This window comes from Saccharomonospora xinjiangensis XJ-54, from assembly GCF_000258175.1.
Lineage (GTDB): Bacteria > Actinomycetota > Actinomycetes > Mycobacteriales > Pseudonocardiaceae > Saccharomonospora > Saccharomonospora xinjiangensis.
Genome location: NZ_JH636049.1, coordinates 3,409,425 through 3,428,441 on the forward strand (window position 1 = coordinate 3,409,425; position 19,017 = coordinate 3,428,441).

The 19,017-nt window shown below is 68.6% G+C and carries 14 protein-coding genes and 1 tRNA gene; 12 read left to right on the forward strand and 3 right to left on the reverse strand.

Annotated elements, in window-relative coordinates; genetic code table 11:
• Window positions 1-86: 86 nt before the first annotated feature.
• A tRNA-Arg gene (locus tag SACXIDRAFT_RS15405) sits at window positions 87-159 on the reverse strand.
• A gap of 207 nt (window positions 160-366) precedes the next feature.
• Here SACXIDRAFT_RS15405 and SACXIDRAFT_RS15410 point away from each other — a divergent pair.
• Window positions 367-1,290, forward strand: a complete 924-nt coding sequence (locus tag SACXIDRAFT_RS15410) for a cation diffusion facilitator family transporter (RefSeq protein WP_040922212.1) — start codon at window positions 367-369, stop codon at window positions 1,288-1,290.
• 5 nt (window positions 1,291-1,295) lie between these two features.
• On the opposite strand, the gene SACXIDRAFT_RS15415 is transcribed toward SACXIDRAFT_RS15410, so the two are convergent.
• Both SACXIDRAFT_RS15415 and SACXIDRAFT_RS15420 read right to left on the reverse strand, forming a co-directional pair.
• On the reverse strand, window positions 1,296-2,039 hold the full coding sequence (locus SACXIDRAFT_RS15415; protein WP_040922213.1) for a DUF305 domain-containing protein: 744 nt from the start codon (window positions 2,037-2,039) through the stop codon (window positions 1,296-1,298).
• The gene (locus tag SACXIDRAFT_RS15420) at window positions 2,039-2,911 is read right to left on the reverse strand and encodes a thioredoxin-like domain-containing protein (RefSeq protein ID WP_006239514.1); all 873 of its coding nucleotides are present in this window, start codon (window positions 2,909-2,911) and stop codon (window positions 2,039-2,041) included. The genes SACXIDRAFT_RS15415 and SACXIDRAFT_RS15420 overlap by 1 nt, the downstream gene beginning before the upstream one ends.
• 102 nt (window positions 2,912-3,013) lie before the next feature.
• Between SACXIDRAFT_RS15420 and argS the strand changes: the two genes are divergently transcribed.
• The 11 genes from argS (at window position 3,014) to SACXIDRAFT_RS15475 (ending at window position 18,935) form a co-directional block, all read left to right on the forward strand.
• Window positions 3,014-4,669: an arginine--tRNA ligase gene (gene argS, locus SACXIDRAFT_RS15425; RefSeq protein WP_006239515.1), complete on the forward strand. Its 1,656-nt coding sequence runs from the start codon at window positions 3,014-3,016 to the stop codon at window positions 4,667-4,669.
• A 107-nt stretch (window positions 4,670-4,776) separates the two neighbouring features.
• Window positions 4,777-6,216: a diaminopimelate decarboxylase gene (gene lysA, locus SACXIDRAFT_RS15430; RefSeq protein ID WP_006239516.1), complete on the forward strand. Its 1,440-nt coding sequence runs from the start codon at window positions 4,777-4,779 to the stop codon at window positions 6,214-6,216.
• A 101-nt stretch (window positions 6,217-6,317) separates the two neighbouring features.
• Window positions 6,318-7,628, forward strand: a complete 1,311-nt coding sequence (locus SACXIDRAFT_RS15435; RefSeq protein WP_006239519.1) for a homoserine dehydrogenase — start codon at window positions 6,318-6,320, stop codon at window positions 7,626-7,628.
• Window positions 7,625-8,716: a threonine synthase gene (gene thrC, locus SACXIDRAFT_RS15440; protein WP_006239520.1), complete on the forward strand. Its 1,092-nt coding sequence runs from the start codon at window positions 7,625-7,627 to the stop codon at window positions 8,714-8,716. The genes SACXIDRAFT_RS15435 and thrC overlap by 4 nt, the downstream gene beginning before the upstream one ends.
• Before the next feature lie 34 nt (window positions 8,717-8,750).
• Window positions 8,751-9,629, forward strand: a complete 879-nt coding sequence (gene thrB, locus SACXIDRAFT_RS15445; RefSeq protein WP_006239521.1) for a homoserine kinase — start codon at window positions 8,751-8,753, stop codon at window positions 9,627-9,629.
• 370 nt (window positions 9,630-9,999) lie between these two features.
• Window positions 10,000-12,051, forward strand: coding sequence for a transcription termination factor Rho (gene rho / locus SACXIDRAFT_RS15450; protein ID WP_006239522.1), 2,052 nt, complete (start codon window positions 10,000-10,002; stop codon window positions 12,049-12,051).
• 226 nt (window positions 12,052-12,277) lie between these two features.
• Window positions 12,278-12,490, forward strand: coding sequence for a 50S ribosomal protein L31 (rpmE, locus tag SACXIDRAFT_RS15455; RefSeq protein ID WP_006239523.1), 213 nt, complete (start codon window positions 12,278-12,280; stop codon window positions 12,488-12,490).
• Between the two features lie 99 nt (window positions 12,491-12,589).
• Window positions 12,590-13,666 carry a peptide chain release factor 1 gene (prfA, locus tag SACXIDRAFT_RS15460; RefSeq protein ID WP_006239524.1) on the forward strand — a complete coding sequence of 359 codons (1,077 nt, stop codon included), beginning with the start codon at window positions 12,590-12,592 and terminating at the stop codon, window positions 13,664-13,666.
• A 376-nt stretch (window positions 13,667-14,042) separates the two neighbouring features.
• Window positions 14,043-16,700, forward strand: a complete 2,658-nt coding sequence (locus SACXIDRAFT_RS15465; RefSeq protein ID WP_006239526.1) for an AAA family ATPase — start codon at window positions 14,043-14,045, stop codon at window positions 16,698-16,700.
• Between the two features lie 37 nt (window positions 16,701-16,737).
• A complete protein-coding gene (locus SACXIDRAFT_RS15470) occupies window positions 16,738-17,964 on the forward strand; it encodes a class I SAM-dependent methyltransferase (RefSeq protein WP_006239527.1) in 1,227 nt (408 codons plus the stop codon).
• 2 nt (window positions 17,965-17,966) lie between these two features.
• Window positions 17,967-18,935 (forward strand): NAD-dependent epimerase/dehydratase family protein, encoded by a 969-nt coding sequence (locus SACXIDRAFT_RS15475; protein ID WP_050986947.1) that lies wholly within the window; start codon window positions 17,967-17,969, stop codon window positions 18,933-18,935.
• Window positions 18,936-19,017: the final 82 nt, after the last annotated feature.

Here is a 19,017-nt window from a genome sequence, read left to right on the forward strand (position 1 = left end):
GGGCAACCACGACCGGCAAGAAGAGCTAGTGCCCCGGATGTGCCCCGGGAGTGATCTTGAATGGGGCTGTGACGCTGTGACCTGGGCGCCCTCGGCAGGATTCGAACCTGCGACACCTGCCTCCGGAGGGCAGTGCTCTATCCACTGAGCTACGAGGGCCCATCGCGTGTGCGATGAGTGAAGCTTAGCGCATGCCCCGTTGGCGTCGTGTCGGTGGGTGCTTTCCGTGATCGGTGCGTTTGATGGTGGTGGGCGAAGGGAAGCTTCGTCGGCGGTGGGGTGATCGTCACAGGACACAGCGCAATGATTGCATTCATGCGCATGTCGCTATATTTTCTGGCTGGGTATCGGAAGAGAGGCGAGGCGATGGGATACGGCCACGGGCACGGGCACCTGCCCGCGCAGGGTGGGAGCGCATCAGGACGATACGTCGCGAGCCTGGCCGCGGCGCTCGCCCTCGGGGCTGTCGTCATGGTGGTGGAGTTCGGTGTGGGCTTCGCGACGTCGTCGCTGGCTCTGATCTCCGATGCCGCGCACATGCTGACGGACGTGCTCGGCATCGCCATGGCGCTGGCCGCCGTCCACCTCGCACGCCGCAGCGGTCCCACCTTCACGCGAACCTTCGGCATGTATCGCGCCGAGGTGCTGGCCGCCCTGGCCAACGCCGTCCTGCTCTTCGGCGTCGCGGGATACGTCGTCTACGAGGCCGTGGACCGCATCACGGACCCGCCCGAGGTTCCCGGGCTTCCCGTGCTCCTGGTGGCGGCGCTCGGCCTCGCCGCCAACGTCGTCGCTTTCCTGCTCCTGCGCAGGGGCGCCCAGGAGAGCCTCAACGTGCGCGGGGCCTACCTCGAGGTGCTGGCCGACCTCGTCGGCTCGATCGGGGTGCTCGTCAGCGGCGCGTTGACCCTGACCACCGGCTGGCGCTACGCCGACCCCGTCATCGGTGTGGTCATTGGGCTTTTCGTGCTGCCCCGCACCGCCGTCCTCGCCCGCCGGGCGCTGCGCATTCTCTTCCAGCACGCGCCACACGGTGTTGACGTCGCGGCGCTCAACGGTGATCTGCACCGACTCCCCGGCGTCGAGGACGTCCACGACCTGCACGTCTGGACACTCACCTCCGGCATGGAGGTCGCCTCGGCACACCTCACGGTGGACGCCGACAGCGACCCCGCCGAGGTGCTCTCGTCCGCGCAGCAGCTACTGGCCTCGCGCTACACCATCGAACACGCCACGCTCCAGGTCGAGCCGAGGGAGTCGGCCCTCCGCTGCGCTCGGCTGACCTGGTAGCCGCGTCAGGGAAACGGCAGCGGCTCCGACCCGCGTTCGGCGAGCATTCCGCGCATCGTGTTCATCTCGGCGCCCTGGGAGGCGAGCATGCTCTTCGCGAGCGTCCTCACCGCCTGCACGGTCGAGTGGTCGTAGGCGTACTGGGCCATATCGACGCCGCCCTGGTGGTGGCGCAGCATCAACTTGAGGAAGTAGACGTCGAGTTCCTCGCCCTTGAGGGAGCGCAACTCGGCAAGCTCCTCCTCGCTGGCCATGCCGGGCATCCGGCCGTCATCCGACACCGCGGTCCCGCCTGCGCCATGGCCATGGCCGCCTGGCTCGGCCATCCAGGTCATGGGTTCGCCGAGCGGCTCCTCCGGCTGGCCCCACAGCATGAGCCAGCCCTTCATGCGGCCCACCTGCTCCTGCTGCACGCTCGCGATGTCGAAGGCGAGCTGCACGATCTCCGGGTCGGCGCTGTGCTCTCGCGCCCAGTTGGCCATGGTCACGGCCTGGAGGTGGTGCCGCGACATGTCCTGGGAGAACCCGACCGCGACAGAGCCTGCCTGCGGCGTCGGCGGTTCGTCGTCGCCCGTGCGGCTCTGCCCGATCAGCAGCCCGACGGTGGCGCCGACGAGCAGCACCGCGAGGGCGGCAGCCCCGAAGATCACCGCGCGGGACCACGTGGGTGACTCGCCGCGCTCTGGGGCCGTCTCCTCGCCGGACGTCTCGTCGGTGCTGTCGGGGTCCGGCCGCTCCTGCTCCGGCATCATTCCTCGCTCGGGGCCGACGACGACTGCTGCTGTTGCTGCGGCACCTGGGTGCCGAGGTTGTCCTCCGGAGCGCCCGTGCTGCCCTGGTAGTCCATCGGCTTGGCGTCGGGACCAGGCGGCTCGGCGTTGAACGCGGGCGGGTTGTCCGGGTCGAACATGCCGGGCCCGAGAGCGTCGCAGGACGCGCCGATCTCCGGGTAGGTGTTGGGATTGCGGCGGAGCGCGGCGATGAACTGGTCGATGCGCTCGTCCTCTGCGCTGTCGAGCTTGAGCTGGTGGCCCCACGACTGGAGCGCGATGGGCGTGTCGAGGCCGGGGTACGGCGACATCATCATGAACGGCTCGCCGTCAACGCGGAGCTTGAGCTGATCGAGCGCCTCGCCCTTGATCTTGTCGGGGTTGTAGGCGATCCACACCGCGCCGTGTTCGAGCGAGTGGACCATGTTCTCGCTTCGCACGGCCTCCGGGTAGACGACGCCGGTGCACGCGGCCCAGTAGCCGTCGTGCGGGCCGCCGTACGGCGGGGTCTTGTCGTAGGCGACGCGCTCCGTGGGCAGCACGTGGGCGCCGCCCTCGTACTCCTGCTTCACGACGCCCTCGATTTTGCCGGAAGGGTCGGGGTTCTTCTGGTCGGGAGTGAAGGCCGCCGCGGCCTCCTCCCTGTCCCGCTGGGCGCGCTGATCGCTGGAGGCCACGTAGTAGTAACCGAACACACCGGCTGCGAGGAGGACGATGCCAACGACCGCGGCGATGGTGCCCCACGGAGTCTGCTTCCCGTTGACCACCGAGCCCCGGGCCGACGCGACGCTGCCCTTCTTGCTCGCGCCTTTCGTGCCCTTCGCGCCCTTCTGCTGCTTTCCGTTGGCCATGGCTCCTGTCGTTTCGTCCGGCGACGGTTACCGCCCTGAAGTGTAGTGATACAACCGGCGACCGGTGTCAACCGACGACGTTGCCGGACTTACACTCGCCTCGTGACTCCCGCCGCTCTCGCTGACCTCGTTCGCGTTTCCGCTGCCCGGATCTTCACCGATCGCGGGCTCGATCACGGCATCCTGCCCGAACAGGTGACGGTGGAGCGACCCCGGAATCCGGAGCACGGCGATTACGCGACGAATCTCGCGCTCCAGGTCGCGAAGAAGGCCGGGTTGGCGCCTCGGGAGTTCGCGCAGGAACTCGCCGATGTGATCTCCGCCTCACCAGGCATCGAGTCGGCCGAGGTGGCGGGGCCGGGGTTCCTCAACCTCCGGCTCGCGGCCGACGCGCAGGGGCTGATCGTGTCACAGGTGCTGAAGGCGGGCGCGGACTACGGACGCGGCACCGCCTACGAGGGGCGCCGGATCAACCTGGAGTTCGTCTCGGCCAACCCGACCGGCCCCATCCACCTCGGCGGCACGCGCTGGGCCGCCGTCGGTGACGCGCTCGGCCGCATCCTCGCCTCGCAGGGTGCCGACGTGACCCGCGAGTACTACATCAACGACGCGGGTTCGCAGATCGACCGGTTCGCCGAGTCGCTGATCGCCGCGGCGCAGGGTGCTCCCGTGCCGGAGGACGGCTACGCGGGCGCCTACATCGGCGACATCGCAGCCGAGGTCCTGAAGCGCGACCCCGGCGCGCTCGCCCAGCCGGACGAGCAGCGTCACGAGACGTTCAAGCGCCTCGGCGTCGAACTCATGCTCGCCGAGATCAAGCGGAGCCTCAGCGAGTTCGGCACCGACTTCGACGTCTGGTTCTCGGAGAAGTCGCTACACACGTCGGGGGAACTCGACCGCGTCCTCGCCGAACTCAAGGAATCGGGCAGCCTCTACAACGACGGCGAAGCCTGGTGGTTGCGCTCCACCGAGCACGGCGACGACAAGGACAGGGTTGTCATCAAGTCCGACGGCGCGCCCGCCTACATCGCCGGTGACCTCGCCTACCTCCGCGACAAGCTCGACCGCGGTTTCGACACGTGCGTCTACATGCTCGGGGCTGACCACCACGGTTACATCGCGCGGCTGAAGGCAGCGGCGGCTGCGATGGGGCGCGACCCGGGAGCCGTCGAGGTGCTGATCGGCCAGATGGTCAACCTGGTGCGCGGCGGCAAACCGGTGCGCATGAGCAAGCGCGCGGGCACCGTGGTCACGATGGAGGACCTCGTGGAGGTCGTCGGTGTCGATGCGGCGCGGTACGAGCTGTGCCGGTACTCCGTCGATTCCCCGCTGGACGTCGATCTGGACCTGCTCCGGCAGCGGACGAACGAGAACCCGGTGTTCTACGTCCAGTACGCGCACGCCAGGCTGGCCTCCCTGCAACGCAATGCGGCCGAGCTGAAACTCGAACTGCGGGCTGACGCGGACGTCAGCCTGCTGACACACCCGAGGGAGGGTGACCTGATCAGGACGATCGGGGAGTTCCCCTCGGTGTTGACGAAGGCGGCGGAGCTGCGGGAACCGCACCGCGTCGCCCGTTACCTGGAATCGCTGGCGTCGGCATACCACAAGTTCTACGACGTCGCGAGGGTCCTGCCGCAGGGTGACGAGGAGCCGACCCCGCTCACGTTCGCCCGGCTCGCGTTGTGTGAGGCGACCCGCCAGGTCCTCGCCAACGGGCTGTCACTGCTCGGAGTGTCCGCACCGGAGCGGATGTAGCGGCGGGACGCCCCGGTACCTCGACGGCGTACCGTCGGGGACGTGGCCAACTGCAATGCCCCGGCGGCGTGTGGCGCCGCACGGGTTCGCCGTAAAGGAACGTAGCAATGTGCGCACACCCCGCGGGGCCTCGTCATGCGGAGGTTCACCCGCACGCGGACCAGGCGGGTTTCCCGCCGTCCACTTCGGAGGAGCTGGACCGGCTCTATCCGAAGGTCTGGCCACGGAACACCTACCGCGCTCCCGACGGTGTCGTCCGCATCGCGGGCGTGGACGTGCGGGAGCTCGCCGAGACGTACGGCACGCCGCTGTTCGTGATCGACGAAGTGGACTTCAAGGCGCGCTGCGCCGAGTACGCCGAGGCGTTCGAGGACCCGGCGCTCGTGCACTACGCAGCCAAGGCGTTCCTGTGCACGGAGATCGCCCGTTGGGTGGCGGGCAAGGGGCTCAGCCTCGACGTGTGCACCGGCGGTGAGCTGGCCGTCGCGTTGCGCGCGGAGTTCCCCGTGGAACGCATCACGTTCCACGGCAACAACAAGTCGTTCGCCGAACTGGAGGCCGCCGTCGAGGCGGGGGTGGGCACCGTGGTGCTCGACTCCTACCACGAGATCGCGCGACTCGCCGAGATCGCGGAGCGCCACGGGGTGGTGCAGCCGGTGCTGATCCGGGTCACCGTGGGTGTCGAGGCGCACACGCACGAGTTCATCGCCACGGCGCACGAAGACCAGAAGTTCGGCTTCTCACTCGCCTCCGGCGACGCGGCGGAGGCGGTGCGCCGAGTGCTCAACAGCCCGTCGCTCAAGCTCGTCGGCCTGCACAGCCACATCGGTTCCCAGATCTTCGACACCGACGGTTTCGAGGTCGCCGCCCGCCGAGTCGTCGGGCTGCTCGCCGACCTGCACAAGGAACACGGCTCCGAACTGCTCGACCAACTGTCCCTCGTGGACCTCGGCGGAGGCTTCGGCATCTCCTACACCGATCGCGACAATCCGCCCCCTCCCGCGCAGATGATCACGCAGATTCGCGAGATCGTGCGCAAGGAATGCGCGTTCGCCGACCTGCCCGTGCCCCGGATCGCGGGCGAGCCGGGCCGCGCCATCGCAGGGCCGGGCACGGTCACGCTGTACGAGGTGGGGACCACCAAGGACGTCGTGCTCGGTGACGACGCCTCACGACGCTACGTGAGTGTGGACGGCGGGATGAGTGACAACATCCGCACCGCCCTGTACGACGCGGCGTACGACTGCCGCCTCGTGTCGCGGTCGAGCGACGACGGCCAGCCGGGCGAGGTTCGCGCCGTGCTGTCCCGCGTCGTGGGAAAGCACTGTGAGTCCGGCGACATCGTCGTCCGCGACTGCTGGTTGCCGGACACCCTTGTGCCAGGAGACCTGCTCGCGGTGGCGGCGACGGGAGCGTACTGCTACTCGATGGCGAGCAACTACAACAAGCAGCCGAAGCCCGCTGTGGTGGCTGTGCGCAACGGCAACCACAGGCTGTTGCTGAGGCGGGAGACGAACGAGGACCTGTTCCGCCTGGAGGTGTCGTGAGTGAGCATGGTGTGGGCACTCGCGGACACCGACCGGGGTGGGCCCCCGTCGTGGCTGGGGCCGCGGCAGGGGAGGGTGTCCCGCAAGACACTGGAGGTGTCGTGAGCGAGCGTCGTCAAACTCCGGTTCGGGTCGCGTTGCTGGGCTGCGGCACGGTCGGCAGCGAGGTCGCTCGGCGGTTGCTCGGCGACGCGGAGGAACTGGCCGCGCGGGTGGGCGCCCCGATCGAGCTGACCGGTATCGCGGTGCGCAGGCCTGACAAGCATCCCGAGTTGCCGAAAGAGTTGCTGACGGCCGATGCGAGCGGGCTCGTTGAGTCCGATGTGGACGTCGTGATCGAGTTGATCGGCGGCATCGAACCCGTGCGCGGCTGGCTGCTGACGGCTCTGCGCAAGGGCAAGTCCGTGGTCACGGGTAACAAGGCGCTGCTGGCGGAGTACGGAGCGGAACTCTCGGCAGCCGCGAGCGAGTCCGGCGCCGATCTCTACTACGAGGCGGCTGTGGCCGGTGCGATCCCGTTGCTCCGGCCGTTGCGGGAATCACTCGCGGGCGACCGCATCACGCGCGTGATGGGCATCGTCAACGGCACCACGAACTTCATCCTGTCCGCAATGGACTCCACGGGAGCGAGCTACGCCGAGACGCTGGACGAGGCGACCCGCCTCGGCTACGCGGAAGCGGACCCCAGCGCAGACGTTGACGGCTACGACGCCGCGTCCAAGGCGGCGATCCTCGCCTCGCTCGCGTTCCACACGAGGGTGACGGCCTCCGATGTGTACCGCGAGGGGATCACCGGCATCAGTGCGTCGGACATCGTGGCGGCGCAGCGGTTGAACCGCACGGTGAAGCTGCTCGCGATCTGTGAGCGCGTCGCGGAAGGTCCGGAGGCTTCCGAGTCGGTCTCGGTGCGCGTGCATCCTGTGATGATCCCGAGGACCCACCAGCTCGCTGGCGTCGGCGGCGCGTTCAACGCCGTTTACGTCGAGGCGGAGGCCGCAGGCGAACTGATGTTCTACGGGCAGGGCGCGGGAGGCGCGCCGACGGCCAGTGCGGTGCTCGGCGATCTCGTGGCCGCCGCGCGCAATCGCGTCGCTGGGGGAAGGGGTCCTCGCGAGTCGATGCACGCGGCCCTGCCGGTGCGACCGATGGGCGAGACGCCAACGCGCTACCACATCAGCCTCGACGTGGCCGACAAACCTGGTGTGCTCGCGCAGATCGCGCAGGTCTTCGCGGTGCACGACGTGAGCATCGCGGCCGTGCGGCAGCGGGACAAGCACTCGACGGCGAGCCTCGTGGTGGTGACACACCTTGCGCGGGACGCGGCGCTGGAGGCCACGGTGAACGAGATCAGCAAGCTCGACGTGGTGCGGGAAGTGGTCAGTGTGATGCGGGTGGAAGGCGAGGACTCGTGAACGCGCGGAACTCATCGGCTGCGGGTCAGGGTGTGCGGCCCGGCTGGCCCGGCATCATCAGTGCCTACGCGGATCGGATCCCGATTCCCGAGGGCGCCGAGATCGTCACGCTCGGAGAGGGCAACACGCCGCTGCTGTTCGCTCCCCATCTGTCCGAACTCACCGGCAGCACCGTCTATCTCAAGGTGGAGGGCGCGAACCCGACCGGTTCGTTCAAGGACCGGGGCATGACGGTGGCGATCACGCACGCCCTCGCCAGCGGGTTGAAGGCCGTGATCTGTGCGTCCACGGGCAACACCTCGGCCTCGGCCTCCGCCTACGCGGCCCGCGCGGGGCTCACCACGGCAGTGCTGGTGCCGCAAGGCAAGATCGCGCTGGGCAAGATGGCGCAGGCCGTGTTGCACGGCGCCCGCATCCTCCAGATCGACGGCAACTTCGACGACTGCCTCGAACTGGCGCGCAAGACCGCGGCCGACTACCCGGTGACGCTGGTGAACTCGGTGAACCCCGTCCGGCTCGTCGGACAGAAGACGGCGGCGTGGGAGATCTGCGACGCGCTCGGCGAGGCACCCGACATCCACTGCCTCCCGGTCGGTAACGCGGGAAACATCACCGCCTACTGGGCCGGCTACACCGAGTACGCCGCCGACGACATGGTCAGCACGGTGCCTCGCATGTTCGGGTTCCAGGCCGAGGGTGCCGCTCCTTTGGTGAAGGGCGAGCCCGTGAAGGACCCGGAGACCGTGGCGACGGCGATCAGGGTGGGCAGCCCTGCCTCGTGGCGGTCGGCAGTGAAGGCGAAAACGGAAAGCGGCGGCCTGTTCGAGGCGGTGAGCGACGAACGCATCCTGGACGCCTACCGGCTTCTCGCTCGGCGCGAGGGCGTGTTCGTGGAGCCCGCGTCGGCGGCGAGTGTCGCGGGACTGCTGCTGACGGCGGCCGACGGCAGGCTCCCGAAGGGCTCGACGGTGGTGTGCACGGTCACGGGCCACGGGCTCAAGGACCCCGCCACGGCGTTGGAGGGCAACGTGGAGGTCGAGCCACTCGCCGTCGATCCCGGTGCCGTCGCGGCCGCGCTGGAACTGTGAACGCGCGGCCTGCTTCGAGGAAACGAGTCCCGATGTGAAGTACACGATCACCGTTCCGGCCTCGACGGCGAACCTCGGCTCCGGATTCGACACCTTCGGCATGGCGCTGGCACTGCACGACGTCGTCGAGGTCGAGGTGACCGGGTCCGGTCTCGCCGTCGAGGTGATCGACGCGGGCGCGGGCGACATGTCGGGCGTGCCCACAGACGAGTCGCACCTCGTGGTGCGGGCGCTGCGCCGCGCCTGCCGCTACCTCGACATCTCCGTGCCCGGCATTGTGTTGCGGTGTCACAACGCGATCCCGCACTCGCGTGGACTCGGCTCGTCGGCCGCTGCTGTCGTGGCGGGGGTCGCGGCCGGGTATGCGTTGGCGGGTAAGGACATCGACGGCAGCGCGCTGCAACTCGCCGCCGAGTTCGAGGGGCACGCCGACAACGCGGCGGCGAGCCTGCTCGGCGGGTTCGTCGTGGCGTGGCAGTCGGGTTCGACGTATCACGCGGAGCGGCTCGTTCCGCACTCCGCGATCAGGCCGGTGGTCGCGATTCCGGAGGTGCGTTCGGCCACGGAACAGACGCGGGGGCTGCTTCCCGATCGTGTCCCGCACCGTGATGCCGCGTTCGCCGCGAGCCGGAGTGCGCTGGCTGTGCACGCGGTGACGGCACGGCCGGACCTGTTGTTCGCGGCGACGGAGGACCGGCTGCACCAGGACTACCGCGAGCCCGCCTATCCCGCTTCGGTCCGGTTGATGCGGGCACTGCGGTCGCGCGGGGTCGCCGCGGTGATCTCCGGCGCCGGCCCCACGGTGCTCGCGTTGACCACGACGGGAATACTTCCCGACGGCGTTGACGTTGCAGGATTCGAGGTCATCGAGTTGCCCGTCGATCTCGTCGGCGTGCGCCTCTGCGTGAGCTAGACGACCGCATCGGCACATCCTCGTGGTAGCCCTCCCCGATGATCGGAAAAGGGCGCCGCCATGTGGGGGGTGGTTGTTGCACCGCGTGCCCTGTCGGTCTACCCTCGGAGGCGTTCGGTCACCGTGCGGTTTCCGCACCCGGTGCTGGTCCCGGAACGTTTTCCGGATCGGATTTCTTCCGTTGGTTCTCGACGGGGTTTCGGGCAAACACGGTGATCGATTGATCCCATGACGGCGGTTCTCGCTGTATCTCGTATCTTCGGCGACGAACCGGCCGCACAGGGACCCCAGTACGCCGTCTCGCAATTCGGACGCGGGCGGTGGTCCGCTGGTCCACGCATGGAGCGTTGACCGGTCAGGAAGGACATGTGTGAGCAACACCGATCTGTTGAGCGGCGACGAGACCCAGGCAGCACCGTCTGCATCGTCCGACTCGGGTGAGCAGACGCCGCAGACCAACGGCGCGGGAACGGCCCCGAAGCGGCGTCCCGGCGGCCTGTCGGGCATGGTGATCGCCGAGCTTCGCGCACTCGCCACCGAGTTGGGCATCGGCGACACCACGGGGATGCGCAAGGGCGACCTGATCGCGGCCATCCGCGAGCGCCAGGGCAAGACGAAGCGTGCGAAATCGACGGCCAAGGACGCCGCCGAGCCCTCTGTGACCTCTGTGACCTCGACGACCTCTGCGCCTGCCCGTGAGCCGGTCGCGGCTCTCGACGGTCACGGCCAACCCGGTCAGTCCGGCGAGGCCGGTGATGCCGGTGACAAGCGGCAGGCCAAGCGCGGCGACGCCGGTCGGCGTGAGGCTGGTGCCGAAAGCACGGCCGACGGCGGCGCCGACTCCGCCAGGAACGGCGGCGGCAGGAACGAAGGCGGCAACGGTGCCGCCAGGGACGCCAAGGACAACGTGAAGGACAACGCTGAAGCCAAGGTCTCCGGAGACACGCAGGACGACGGCGGCAACAGGCCGAACCGGCGCAGGCGCGGCTCCGGCAGGTCCGGTGCGAATGCCGACGGCGGCGCCCAGCAGCGTTCCGACGGCGAGTCCGGCCAGCGTGACGGCGGGGAGAAGGACGGTGGGTCCGACTCCGGCAGGTCCGACGGCAAGCAGGCGGGCGGCCAGCAGCGCGGTAACGCGGGCGGTGGCCAGAACAACCAGAACAACCAGAACAACCAGGGCGACGACGACGAGCGGGGTGGCCGTCGCAGCAAGCGCTTCCGTGACCGCCGTCGCCGCGGTCGTGGTGAAGGCGGCGGCACGGAGACCGATATCAAGGAAGACGACGTTCTGCTTCCCGTCGCGGGCATCCTCGACGTGCTGGAGAACTACGCGTTCGTCCGGACCTCCGGCTACCTTCCCGGCCCCAACGACGTCTACGTCTCGCTGTCGCTGGTGCGCAAGTACGGACTTCGCCGTGGTGACGCCATCACCGGTGTCGTGAAGCAGCCGCGTGAGGGCGAGCAGCAGCGCCAGAAGTTCAACCCGCTCGTGCGGGTGGACTCGATCAACGGGCTCGATCCCGAGGTCGCGAAGAAGCGGCCGGAGTTCCACAAGCTCACGCCGCTGTACCCGAACGAGCGGCTGCGGCTGGAAACGACGCCGAACAAGCTGACCACCCGCGTCATCGACCTGGTGATGCCGGTCGGCAAGGGGCAGCGCGCGCTGATCGTCTCCCCGCCCAAGGCGGGCAAGACGACGATCATGCAGGACATCGCCAACGCGATCACGACGAACAACCCCGAATGTCACCTCATGGTGGTTCTCGTCGATGAGCGGCCCGAAGAGGTCACCGACATGCAGCGGTCGGTGAAGGGCGAGGTCATCGCCTCCACCTTCGACCGCCCGCCGTCGGACCACACGTCGGTGGCCGAGCTGTCCATCGAGCGGGCCAAGCGCCTCGTGGAGATGGGGCACGATGTCGTCGTGCTGCTCGACTCGATCACCCGGCTCGGCAGGGCCTACAACCTGGCGGCTCCGGCTTCGGGGCGCATCCTGTCCGGTGGTGTCGATTCCACGGCGCTGTTCCCGCCGAAGCGGTTCCTCGGCGCGGCGCGCAACATCGAGGGCGGTGGATCACTCACGATCTTCGCCACCGCGATGGTCGAGACGGGCTCCACCGGTGACACGGTGATCTTCGAGGAGTTCAAGGGCACCGGCAACGCCGAGCTCAAGCTCGACCGCAAGATCGCCGAGCGCAGGGTGTTCCCCGCTGTGGACGTCAACCCGTCCGGCACCCGCAAGGAAGAGCTGCTGCTCTCGCCCGACGAGCTGGCTGTGACCCACAAGTTGCACAGGGTGCTGCACGCGCTCGACTCGCAGCAGGCCATCGATCTGTTGCTCGACCGGCTGCGGAAGACGAAGACCAACATCGAGTTCCTGATGCAGGTCTCGAAGACCGCGCCCGGCTCCGACGACGACTGACGGCGACCGACGACGTCCGTCAGCGTCACCGCTGAGCGCATCCGTGGTCGGCGGCCCCCTCGCCGCCGACCACCCGGTTCCCGGATTATCCTTGGGAATATCGGCCCATCAGGGTGCGTTTGAACGGGCAGTCTGAGTCTCTGGCAGACTTGTTCCGCTGACGTCCGGCTCCGGTTCACCTCGCGACCGTTCGCGGGGATCCGGCGGCCAGTTGAGAGAGGACACCATGAAGAGCGGTATTCACCCCGACTACCACGTCACCACGGTGACCTGCGGTTGCGGGAACACCTTCACCACCCGCAGCACCGCCGCCTCCGACTCGATCCAGGTCGAGATCTGCTCGAACTGCCACCCGTTCTACACGGGCAAGCAGAAGATCCTCGACACCGGTGGCCGGGTGGCGCGCTTCGAGGCTCGCTACGGCAGGCGCAAGAAGTAGCTTGGTGGACGGCGCTCGCTTCTGCTCGTGTGGCAGAGGCGAGCGCCGTTTCGCGTTGCGAACGTGTCCCAGGGGAAGGCGAGCGAGAGAAGGAGAGCCGTGGAGTCGGAATCACTGCGAGGGTTGCTCGACGAGTACGCCGAGCTGGAAGAGCAGTTGGCGGACCCGGCAGTGCACGCCGACCAGGCAAAGGCTCGCAAACTGGGGCGCCGCTACGCGGAACTCGCGCCCGTGGTGAAGACCGTCAACGAGCTGAACGCCACGCGCTCCGACCTCGACGCGGCCAGGGAGCTGGCCGAGGAGGACGAGTCGTTCGCCGAGGAGGCGGGGCGGCTGGCCGACCGGCTTCCCGCGCTACAGGCGCGTTTGACGGAATTGCTGTTGCCTCGCGACCCCTACGACAGCTCCGACGTCGTCATGGAGATCAAGTCCGGTGAGGGCGGTGAGGAGTCGGCCCTGTTCGCCGGTGACCTCCTGCGCATGTACCTGAGGTTCGCCGAGCGGCAGGGCTGGACGACGGAGATCCTCGACGCCACCCCGTCGGACCTCGGCGGCTACAAGGACGTGACCGTGGCGATCAAGAGCAAGGGCGCGGACGTCGATGGGGTGTGGGCTCGACTGAAGTACGAGGGTGGTGTGCACCGCGTGCAGCGGGTGCCTGCCACCGAATCGCAGGGCCGTATCCACACCTCGGCGGCAGGCGTGCTGATCTATCCCGAACCGGAGGAGGTCGAGGTCGAACTCGACCCGAACGACCTGCGCATCGACGTGTTCCGGTCGTCGGGGCCCGGCGGGCAGAGCGTGAACACCACCGACTCGGCTGTCCGGATCACCCACCTTCCCACCGGGGTCGTGGTGTCCTGTCAGAACGAGAAGTCGCAGATCCAGAACCGCGCGCGCGCCATTCAGGTGTTGCAGGCCCGCCTTCAGGCATTGGCGGAGGAGGAGGCAGCGGCAAAAGCCGCCGACGCCCGCCGTTCGCAGGTGCGGACCGTTGATCGCTCCGAGCGGGTGCGTACTTACAACTTCCCGGAGAACCGGATCTCCGACCACCGCGTGAACTACAAGGCGTACAACCTGGATCAGGTATTGGACGGGGAACTGGCGGGTGTGCTCGACGCCTTGCGCTCGGCCGACCGCGAGGAGCGGATGGCGCGAGCCCAGTCGGGCTCCTGACGCTGCCGTCCATTTCAGACAGTCGCCGTCCCGCGCTGGGGCCCGCCTACTTTGTGTCCGCAGGCTGTGTACGGGTGTTTGTAGCTGGTGTACTTGTGTCCGCAGGCTATGTGCGGGTGTTGGCAGTTTCGGTACGGGGGGTTGGCGTGTCCGCGCCGTAGGCTGCGGACACGCGTGCGGGAAGTGCGGACACGCGTGCGGGAAGTGGATCGTCAAGAGGTCAGGCCACTCGTGACCGGATCGAGCCCGAGTGGTCTGTCTCGAACGCGGAAAGTTTCGTGCCGCTTTCGACCTTTTTTGCGCGGCTCTTCCGGGAGCCCGGAACGTGTTATAACCCCCTTGGCGGTAGCCGGAGAACGCCGAGCAGGGGGTGTGGATGCCGGACCAGGGAGCCGCCCTCGACCAGCTCAGGTCGCTGCTCTCGGACTGCCGGAACGGCCGGGGCGGATTCGCGGTGGTCACCGGTGGGCTCGGCAGCGGGAAGACCGAACTATTGCAGCGCTTCGCCGACAGGGCCGTCGAGGCCGGTGCGCTGGTGCTGTCCGCGAGCGGCGCGTGGAGTGAGCAGTCGCTCCAGGGCGGGATGCTGGAGCAATTGGTGCCAGGCGCTGGCACACCGGCCGAGGTCGCAAGCCGGTTGGCCGGTCTGATCATGTCTTGCGCGGGGAGTCCGACCGACCACCTGCCGAAGGCTCACCTTCTCCACGAGCTGTGCACGACGCTGCTGGAGCTGTCGCGCGAGCAGCCCGTGGTGGTGAGCATCGACGACGTCCAGTTCGCCGACAGTCTCTCGCAGCAGTTCCTGCTCCACCTGCGGCGGAGAGTCTCGTCCTCCAGGGTGCTGCTGGTCCTCGGCGAGTGGGATCATTGCCACCCGCTGGCCTCGCTGTTGCACGCGGAGGTCAACCGGAGACCGGCCTGCCGGATCCACCTCGGTCCGCTGAGCGAATCGGGGATCGCCACCCTGCTCGCGAAACACACGGATTCCCGCACCTCGGCCGAACTCGCCCCGTTGTGGCGGCGGTGGAGCGGCGGCAACGTCATGTTGGTGCGGGCGATGCTCGATGATCTCGTCGCCGGTCACGTGGCCGACGATCACAACCTTGGGCCCTCCGCCGTCGCGTCGGTGCTGTCGGCAGTGCATCGCTGGGAGCCGTCGATTCCGGCCGTCGCACAGGCGATGGCCGTGCTCGGGGACGACTGTTCCGTTGACGTCGTCGCCCGCCTCGCCGAGGTCTCCACCGAGATCGCGCAACAGATCGTGGCGTTCCTGGGAACCTCGGGCCTTGCGCTCGGCACGCGGTTCCGCCATCCCGGTGCGCGTGCGGCAGTGCTGGACAGTCTGTCCAGTGCCGAACGATCCGCGTTGCACGGACGTGCGGCGGAGGTGCTGTACCACAGAGGCGACGATGCGAGCACGGTCGCGGCACACCTGCTCGCGCTCGGCAGGCTCGACGGTGGGTGCGCCCGCTGGTCGGTGGACGTGTTGCGTGTCGCCGCCGAACAGGCGTTGTCCGCCGACGACGTCGATGCGGCGATCCGGTGCCTGGAGCTCGCGCTCACCTCGGCCGAGGGGCCGCAACACGTCGAGGTGAGCAGGATGCTGGTGCGCGCGTGGTGGCGCGTCAATCCCTCGGCCTCCGCCGCGTACCTCGATCCGCTGCGCACGGCGCTGTGGGACGGCGCGCTACGTGGTCGCGACGTGGTGATCCTGCTCTGGCACGCCCTGTGGACCGGCGACCACACCACTGTCGAGCGGGGACTGGAGGAGTGCGGGAAGGACCCGCGCAAGCTCGACGTGCAGTCGGCCGCGGAGCTGAGAATCCTCTGCCGGTTCCACGGTGTCGGCGCGGGTTCTCTCGGCGGTACGCTCGAGGTGAGGCGGGACACCGATCCCTGGGCGGAAGCCGGGACCGCACTCGGGCAGTTCTGGACCAGCAGTTTCGACCGGCAGGCGGTGGCCGCGGCCGAGCACGTCCTCAAGAGCTGCCGTCCTGGTGAGACGGTGCCCGAGGTGGTCGCCACCGCGCTCCTTGTGCTCAGCTTCGCGGGCGACATCGGCAGCGCCGCCCACTGGTGCGGCAGGGTGATCGACGAAGCGGTCAACGGTGGGGTGCGGACCTGGCAGGCGTTCTTCGAGGTGGTGCGGGCGCACCTGACCCTGCGGAGAGGTGACCCGGCCACCGCGTTCCGCCTCGCCGAGTCGGCGATGAGTCTCCTGCCGGCACAGAGCTGGGGTGTTTCGATCGGCTACCCCACCGCCGTGCTGCTCACCGCGCTCACGGAACTCGGGGATCTACCGCGCCTCGACGAACTGCTGCGCCTGCCGGTTCCCGAAGCGATGTTCGACAACGTCGTGGGGCTGTTCTACCTGCATGCCCGTGGACACGCCCAGCTCGCGTGCGGCCGTGTCCTCGCCGCGATCAGCGACTTCCAGCACTGCGGCCTCCGGATGGAGCAGCGGGGTTCGGACCTTCCGCTGGTGGCGCCGTGGCGGCTCGACCTCGCGGAGGCCAATCTCGCCCTCGGCAGGCGCGACGCTGCTCGCGACCTCGTCACCCAGCAGCTCACGCGGCCGAGCACCGACAGGTGGACCAGGGGCGTCGCCCTGCGTGTCCTCGCCGACCTCAGCGCGCCGCGCGATCGCGAGTTCCTGTTGACGGAGTCGGTCGAGTTGTTGCGCGCGGCCGGAGACGGCCTCGCGCTCGCGAAGTCTCAGCGGCACCTGGACCGCCTGGCCTCGGGCACGTCGGCACCTGCCGAAGACCTCGCCGACACCGCCGTCGCGCGGGAACCTCAGGGCGAAGCCGCGGTGGCGTCGATGTTGAGCGACTCCGAACGCCGGGTCGCCGAGCTGGCGGCGGCCGGTCGCACGAATCGCGAGATCAGCGCGCTGCTCTACATCACCGTGAGCACGGTGGAACAGCACCTGACCAGGGTGTACCGGAAGCTTGGCGTGAAGGGTCGCGCCGAGTTGCCGAGAGAACTGACCTCCCTTGGCATTCACGCCGATGTCTGCGGCACGGGTGCCTGATCTTGTTCGCGATCAACAGCACAGAAGGAGACCACCCATGGCACCCGAGCCCCGCTGTCGCATCTGCGGCGACGCGGTCGTCGAATTCCTCGACTTCGGCACGCAACCCCTCTCGGACGCCTTCCGTGATCCCGGCGACACGGCAGAGGAATTCACCTACCGGCTCGCGGTCGGCCGGTGCGGAACGTGCGGCATGGTGCAGCTGACCGAGGAGGTACCCAGGGAAGAGATGTTCCACGAGGAGTACCCATACCTCTCGCGCGGTTCCTCAGTGATGCGGGAACATTTCCGCTCGCTCGCCGAGCGGTTCCTCACGACGGAGTTGTCCGGAGACGACGCGTTCATCGTCGAACTGGGCTGCAACGACGGCACCATGCTGAAGACCGTCGCCGAAGCGGGAGTGCGGCACCTCGGCGTGGAACCCTCGGGTGCCGTGGCGGATCTGGCTGCCGAAGAGGGCGTTCGGGTGCGCAAGGACTTCTTCGAGGAGGCCACTGCACTCGACATCGTCGCCACCGAGGGGCAGGCGGACGTCATCTACGCGGCCAACACGCTGTGCCACATCCCGTACATGTCGTCGATCCTGCGGGGCGTCACCGCGCTCCTGCGGCCGGAAGGCATTTTCGTCTTCGAGGACCCTTACCTCGGCGACATCGTCGAGCGCACGTCGTTCGATCAGATCTACGACGAGCACTTCTTCCTCTTCAGCGCGTCGTCCGTTGACGAGATGGCTCGCAGGCACGACCTCGAACTCGTCGATGTCGAGCGGCTTCCCGTACACGGCGGGGAGGTCCGGTACACGCTGGCGCGGCCAGGAGCGCGGAAGCGTGGCGCGGCGGTCGAGGAGTTGCTCGCCGAGGAGCGCGGTCGAGGACTGGGTGATCTCGCGGTGCTGGAGCGCTTCGCGGAGCGGGTCCGCGAAGTCAGGGACGACCTGGTGGCGTTGCTGACGCGCCTGCGCGCGGAGGGCCATCGCATCGTGGGCTACGGCGCGACCGCGAAGAGCGCCACCGTGACCAACTTCTGCGGTATCGGGCCGGATCTCGTGGAGTTCGTGTGTGACACCACCCCGGCCAAGCAACACAAGCTGACGCCCGGCTCGCACATCCCGGTGCGGCCACCGGAGGCGTTCTCCGACGACTACCCGCCGTACGCCTTGTTGTTCGCGTGGAACCACGCCGACGAGATCATGGCCAAGGAACAGGCTTTCCGGGAGGCCGGTGGCCGGTGGATCCGGTATGTGCCGGACGTCCACGTGGTCTGACGATGCAGCGGACGCTCACCGGAGTCAGGGTTGTGGTGCTCGGCGGTTCCGGGTTTGTCGGATCGGCCGCCGCCGCACGGTTCGCCGAGGCGGGGGCGACGGTGCGGTCGGTGTCCCTCAGCGGTCGCGCACCGTTCCCCGGTGCCGAGACCGTGGCCGCCGACCTCACCGAACCCGGCCGCGTCGCCGAGGTGATCGAGGATGCGGATGTGGTGCTGCCTCTCGTGCTCTACACCGGCGGCGGCACCTACCGGGTCGGGCAGGGTGAAGCCGACGCGGCGGCACGGGTCAACATCGCCGTCGTGAGGGCGGTGGTCGCCGCCGCGCAACGACGCCTTGTCGTGTTCGCCGGATCGACGTCGCAGGTCGGCGCCGGGGCGGGGGAGCGCATCGACGGCACCGAGACCGACGAGCCCACCACCGAGTACGACCGGCAGAAGTCGGTGGCCGAGCGCGCTGTGCTCGACGGCGGCGGGATCAGCCTGCGGCTTCCCACCGTGTACGGCCCTTCCCCGAGCACGCTCGACCGGGGCGTGGTCACGGCGATGATCCGCAAGGCACTGGCCGGTGAACGGCTGACGGTGTGGGGCGACGGCGCGACGGAACGGGATCTCGTCTTCGTCGAGGACGTGGCCAGTGCCTTCGTGCACGCCGTCGTCAACGCCGACCGCGTGGCGGGAAGGCACTGGCCGCTCGGCTCCGGCAGGGGAGTGAGGGTTCGCGAGTTGTTCGAGACGGTCGCGGCTGCCGTGGCCGTCCACACCGGACGCCCGCCGGTGCCGGTGGTGTCGATTCCACCGCCGCGCACGGCCACCGCGATGGACGTGCGCAGCCTCGTCGTCGATCCCACGGCGTTCACCACGGCTACCGGGTGGAGAGCCACGGTCGGTGTCGCGGACGGGATCACCGCGACCGTCTCCGCCGTGGCGGATCAGGCAGGCAGGCCCGGCGACCCCTATTTCGCCGGTTAGGGGGCGCAGGGCGGTTGACCGTCGCGATCGGACACAACGAAGCTTGCCTTTGTAGGCCGGTCAGCCTGTCCCGGGCCGGTCA

Excerpts from the sequence above, each read along its gene's own strand:
- SACXIDRAFT_RS15410 (WP_040922212.1), top strand. The coding sequence starts at position 367 with ATGGGATACGGCCACGGGCACGGGCACCTGCCCGCGCAGGGTGGGAGC.
- SACXIDRAFT_RS15415 (WP_040922213.1), bottom strand. The coding sequence starts at position 2,039 with ATGCCGGAGCAGGAGCGGCCGGACCCCGACAGCACCGACGAGACGTCC.
- SACXIDRAFT_RS15420 (WP_006239514.1), bottom strand. The coding sequence starts at position 2,911 with ATGGCCAACGGAAAGCAGCAGAAGGGCGCGAAGGGCACGAAAGGCGCG.
- lysA (WP_006239516.1), top strand. The coding sequence starts at position 4,777 with ATGTGCGCACACCCCGCGGGGCCTCGTCATGCGGAGGTTCACCCGCAC.
- rpmE (WP_006239523.1), top strand. The coding sequence starts at position 12,278 with ATGAAGAGCGGTATTCACCCCGACTACCACGTCACCACGGTGACCTGC.
- SACXIDRAFT_RS15465 (WP_006239526.1), top strand. The coding sequence starts at position 14,043 with ATGCCGGACCAGGGAGCCGCCCTCGACCAGCTCAGGTCGCTGCTCTCG.
- SACXIDRAFT_RS15470 (WP_006239527.1), top strand. The coding sequence starts at position 16,738 with ATGGCACCCGAGCCCCGCTGTCGCATCTGCGGCGACGCGGTCGTCGAA.
- SACXIDRAFT_RS15475 (WP_050986947.1), top strand. The coding sequence starts at position 17,967 with ATGCAGCGGACGCTCACCGGAGTCAGGGTTGTGGTGCTCGGCGGTTCC.